This window comes from Bacteroides sp. An269, from assembly GCF_002159755.1.
Taxonomy (GTDB): domain Bacteria; phylum Bacteroidota; class Bacteroidia; order Bacteroidales; family Bacteroidaceae; genus Phocaeicola; species Phocaeicola intestinalis.
The window spans coordinates 1-4,640 of the sequence record NZ_NFJG01000185.1 but is presented as its reverse complement, the minus strand read 5'-3'; the positions used below and the strand labels follow the sequence as shown (position 1 = coordinate 4,640).

Sequence of the window (4,640 nt, the reverse complement as noted above, 5' to 3'; positions counted from 1 at the left end):
TGCCGGATGACCCGAAGCCCGGCTTCCACCGCCTTCCTCCGCCCTTTCCGCTACGCTCCAAGGACGGAGGAAGGCGGTGGAGGAGTTGCACTTCTAACTTGACGGTGGGAACGGATGATTGTCGTGCATAAAGAAAATTCAGGAGTAAGTTTGTCACGTAATTATGCTTTGGACATGGCAAAAGGAGATTATGTTGCATTACTGGATCAAGATGATATTTTATCGCCTCATTATATTTCCTATTTCTATTCACTTATTAAAAATAATAATGCAGAAATCGCAATTACTCCTCGTCCTAATATCTTTTTTAAGACGAGACCAATTGTAGATAAAGGTTCTGATGATATAAAAATATGTGCCGGCTATTCCATGGCACAAGAGATGCTTTATCACAAAATAGTTATAGCCCCATGGAACAAGCTAATAAGCAAGAAATTGATAGAGGAAAAACATATTCGTTTCAATAAGGATTATTTTAACGGAGAGGGATTTGCTTTTTCCATTGAGTGTTTCTTGAATGCAAAGAGAGTGGCTGTTGGAGATAAGAAAGTCTATTATTATCGTGTAGGTAATCCTGATAGTGGTGCCAGTATATTTAAAGAAAAGTACATCCTTAGCAGCATTCATGCGCAAGAATACATCAAACATATTCTGTGTGATTACGGCTGCAAGAGTTTGGAGAAGGCGTGGCATTTCAGCAATTGGCATACCCATTGCGATGCTTTCAATATTATGGTAGGCTGTGGTGTAGCAAAACAGTATCCCCTATTGTATTCGAGTATAAAAAAGGTTTGTAAAAGACAAGCTTTGTGTGCATTATCGGCTCCAATATCATTGCAACAAAAGTTTAGAGGAATTATGTTTGCGCTAAGTCCATATTTTGCGGCTACCGTCATAAACTTCTTTCGGATAAGGAAATTTAGGAAAACAGATGTGAATATATGTAAACAAATAGGGGGGGGGGGGTAAAATAAGACAACATATTTTGTTTGACCTATTCACAGACTGTTCAGTTTATCCGGCTGTCGCAGCTTAAAATAACCTGGAAAGTTTGTAAGTATGGAAAAATTGGTCTCTATTATCCTTCCTGTCTACAATGTAGAGAAATATATTCAGATTTGTTTAGGCTCTATTTCAGCGCAAACATATCCGAATATAGAAGTAATTTTGGTAGATGACGGTTCTACAGATTGTTCTGGTGCAATTTGTGATAAATATGCAAAAGGGAAGCGTGTGAAAGTCATCCATCAAGAGAATACAGGTGTGAGTACTGCCAGAAATCGAGGCATTGACTCCGCTACGGGAGAATACATCTGTTTCGCAGACTCGGATGATATTTTAATGCCGGATTATGTTAGCTATTTGGTGGGTTTGTTGGAACGGAATGAAGTTGATGTAGCTGTCACAACAAGTTTTTTCACTTCATTTGGAGGCAAACAGGTCGTAACAGACAAAGTGAAAGTAATGCCTGGAGAAGATGCCGCTGCCTCTATCCTATATTACCATATACCTATAGGTTGCTATTGTAAAATATTTAAGCGAAATTTTCTAAACGATTATGCAATCCGATTTATTCCTTCTGTCTATATTGGAGAAGGATTTAATTTTAATGTGAAAGCCTTTTCTTTGGCCGATAGAGTGGCTGTCGGTCAGCGGAAAATCTATTGTTACAGGCGTGACAATACAGAAAGTGCCATGACAAAATTTAGGATACAGAAATGTGAAATGGCTTTAAGGGCCATTGACATTATTCGTGAATCATTGATAATTAAATCAGAAAAAATGTATAGTGCTTGTGATTTTGCCAAATGGCATACATACGGTGATATGTATAATTGGATGTCATTGGCTAATGTAATACATAAATATCCTAAAATGTATTTATCTTGTTATCAAACTATACGTAACTATTCATGGCGAGCTTTTTGTTCACCTATAAATAAAAAAGAAAAGATAAGAGCTATATTACAGTTAATCCATCCTAAACTGTTAGTTTTTGTTTTAAAATTAAGGCTTCTGAATTACAAGATTTATCACAAAATAAAAAAATTCTTATGAAAGTTGCCATTTTATCCATGCAGGAAGTAAAGAATTATGGTTCATTCTTGCAAGCGTTTTCATTGAAAAGCAATATAGAGGCTTTAGGACATACGTGTGACTTTATTAATATCATTCCTGGTCGTCAGTTGAACGGTTATAAAATCAACCGTTTCCATAAAATCAAACTATTGTTCCAACGGCTATGGGGATGGGATTTTATAAAAAGATTTAAAACTATTTATAGGTTTCAGACACGTTTTTCAAAAGAATTTCTTCCTTTCCTGGGTGTCAAACCAGATGAAAACCATACGCATTATGATATAGTGGTAATAGGAAGTGATGAAGTATTTAATTGTGCCCAGCAGACATGGTTCGGTTTTTCTCCTCAATTGTTTGGAAAAGGAATTAATGCTGATAAGGTTATTACATATGCAGCTTCTTTTGGTGCAACTACGTTAGATAAATTACAATTGCTTGGAGTAAAAGAAGAAGTGGAAGGATTATTGAAACAGTTAGATTGTATTTCTGTGCGTGACGGGAATAGCGCAGAAGTCGTAAGGGCTTTAACCGGAAATGACCCACTTCGCCATGTAGATCCTGTATTGATATTTGATTATACCCGATATATGACTTCGAAAGTAAAAAAGACAGGATACATCATTATTTATACTTATCCCGGTCGCATCACCGATAGAAAAGAAATAGACGCAATTCGTCGATTCGCTCGCACCAAAAGATTGAAATTGATTTCCATTGGGCATTATTTCCCGTGGTGTGACGAAGTCGTTGTGCCGACACCGTTCGAAGTATTGGCTTATTTCAGAGATGCATCTTATATTGTAACGGATACATTTCATGGCAGTGTTTTTTCAATAAAGTATAATAAGCCCTTCTGTACAATAGTCAGGAATATGAATAACCAGAAGTTGAGCTATTTATTGCAACAATTTGATTTAGAAACAAGAATTGCTAACGATGTGTCCCGATTACCACTTATATTGGACACGCCAATAGATTACACTTCTGTGAATAAGATAATTGAGACTGAACGCAAAAAATCTATACAATATTTGACAACTCAATTGTCATGAACGCATGAACGCTATGTTTTCACCTCTCGTACAAAAAATCCTATCTACGGAGACCCTCTCAATTGATGAAGTGTTTACGAAGAAAGGCAGGATTTATACGTTTTTGAATCCGGTATCTTATCTTTCAGCTTTGGACAACAAGGCTATGTTCACACGTTTTGACGGGATATTTGCTGACGGATCTATCCTGGTAGCCGCCATAAAAACAATTTATGGTAAGCATGTGACACGGCGGAGTTTTGACATGACTTCGATAGCTCCCGAATTACTTTCGTTTGCTGAGACAAACAAAAAAACGGTGTATGTGGTAGCTTCCCAACAAGAACAAGTAGAGAAAGCTGTTGGGATATTTAAAGAACGATACGCTGATTTGTGTGTTTGCGGATACAGGAACGGATACTTCACATCGGAAATGGAAATGGACAGAGAGGCTGAAAGGATTGTTGCCTTGAATCCAGATTTTCTGATAGTGGGTATGGGGATTGTCATGCAGGAAAAGTTTTTATTGAAAGTACATGATAAAGGTTACAAAGGAATCGGTTTCACTTGTGGCGGCTTCATCCATCAGACGGCAAAGAATGAGATAGATTATTATCCGGCATGGGTAGACAGGTTGAACCTTCGTTTTGCATATCGGATGTATAAAGAGAAGCATACGCGGAAACGATATCTGCAAGCAGCTTTCCAATTTCCTGTCCGTTTTATCGCCGAACGGTTTTTCGGATAATCTGCCCTATCATCCTCCCTATTCCATAGAGAACAGAAAATGGAACAAGGAGAATGAAAATCATATAAGGAATAATCTTCCCAATACATTTACTGAATGCTGTTTTCATGCTGCAAAAGATAATTGTAAGGGATATATTAGCAGAAAAAAATAGCCAAAGTTTCGTAAGCACTCAATTTGGAGTATAGATAATACAGCTAATAATAATACCGTGCAGTCCGCATCAGACAGACCAACACCAGCTATACCTGACAGGTATGAACTTCTCATCGGAAACGAGAACGGTGGAGAAGTAGACAGTGTCAGATTTGCGTATCTACATGCCGGCACTTCCGCCTAAGAGGCATAAGACTTTGTGCCGTAGAGGCCGTTTTCTTAAAGCTTTGCTATTTCTTCCGCACTAAGTCCGGTAGCTTTTGCTATGATATCTGCAGGGACACCTAAGCGCTTAAAGTTTTGTGCATCCTCCAATTTGGCTTCTTTCTTGCCTTCTTTCTTGCCTTCTTCCCTTCCTTCCCGCATCGCGTTCTCCACTCGGTCCTGCATGTCCTCCTCGTAAATCCGGTTGACGTAGTAGCGGTCTACTGCCTTATCATAAGCCACACGGTTCGCTTCCGACAGGTTCGCTACGGCAGCCAGCCGTTCCAGATGCTTGAACACTTGTTCTTTCAGCGCATCCGGCATTCTGTTCCATTCGTTCATATTCTTCAGTGCATAGATTAGTTTGTCATACAATGTCTCGCATTCCTCCAGCTGCTTGGTGAAGTAAGGGAACTGCAAGT

General features: G+C 38.6%; 4 protein-coding genes and 1 pseudogene. 4 read left to right on the top strand and 1 reads right to left on the bottom strand.

The annotated features are described in order from the left end of the window. Positions 1–114 precede the first annotated feature (114 nt). The 4 genes from B5F71_RS18835 to B5F71_RS18820 all read left to right on the top strand — a co-directional run bounded on the left by B5F71_RS18835 (position 115) and on the right by B5F71_RS18820 (position 3,858). On the top strand, positions 115–969 hold the full coding sequence (locus B5F71_RS18835; protein ID WP_087213402.1) for a glycosyltransferase: 855 nt from the start codon (positions 115–117) through the stop codon (positions 967–969). Between the two features lie 90 nt (positions 970–1,059). After that, positions 1,060–2,058, top strand: a complete 999-nt coding sequence (locus tag B5F71_RS18830; RefSeq protein ID WP_087213399.1) for a glycosyltransferase — start codon at positions 1,060–1,062, stop codon at positions 2,056–2,058. Continuing rightward, on the top strand, positions 2,055–3,131 hold the full coding sequence (locus B5F71_RS18825) for a polysaccharide pyruvyl transferase family protein (RefSeq protein WP_087213396.1): 1,077 nt from the start codon (positions 2,055–2,057) through the stop codon (positions 3,129–3,131). Before B5F71_RS18830 ends, B5F71_RS18825 begins: the two co-directional genes overlap by 4 nt. Before the next feature lie 13 nt (positions 3,132–3,144). Continuing rightward, positions 3,145–3,858, top strand: coding sequence for a WecB/TagA/CpsF family glycosyltransferase (locus tag B5F71_RS18820; RefSeq protein WP_087213393.1), 714 nt, complete (start codon positions 3,145–3,147; stop codon positions 3,856–3,858). Positions 3,859–4,233: 375 nt separating this feature from the next. Here B5F71_RS18820 and B5F71_RS18815 read toward each other — a convergent pair. Continuing rightward, positions 4,234–4,640, bottom strand: a pseudogene (locus tag B5F71_RS18815) (hypothetical protein); the annotation flags it as partial.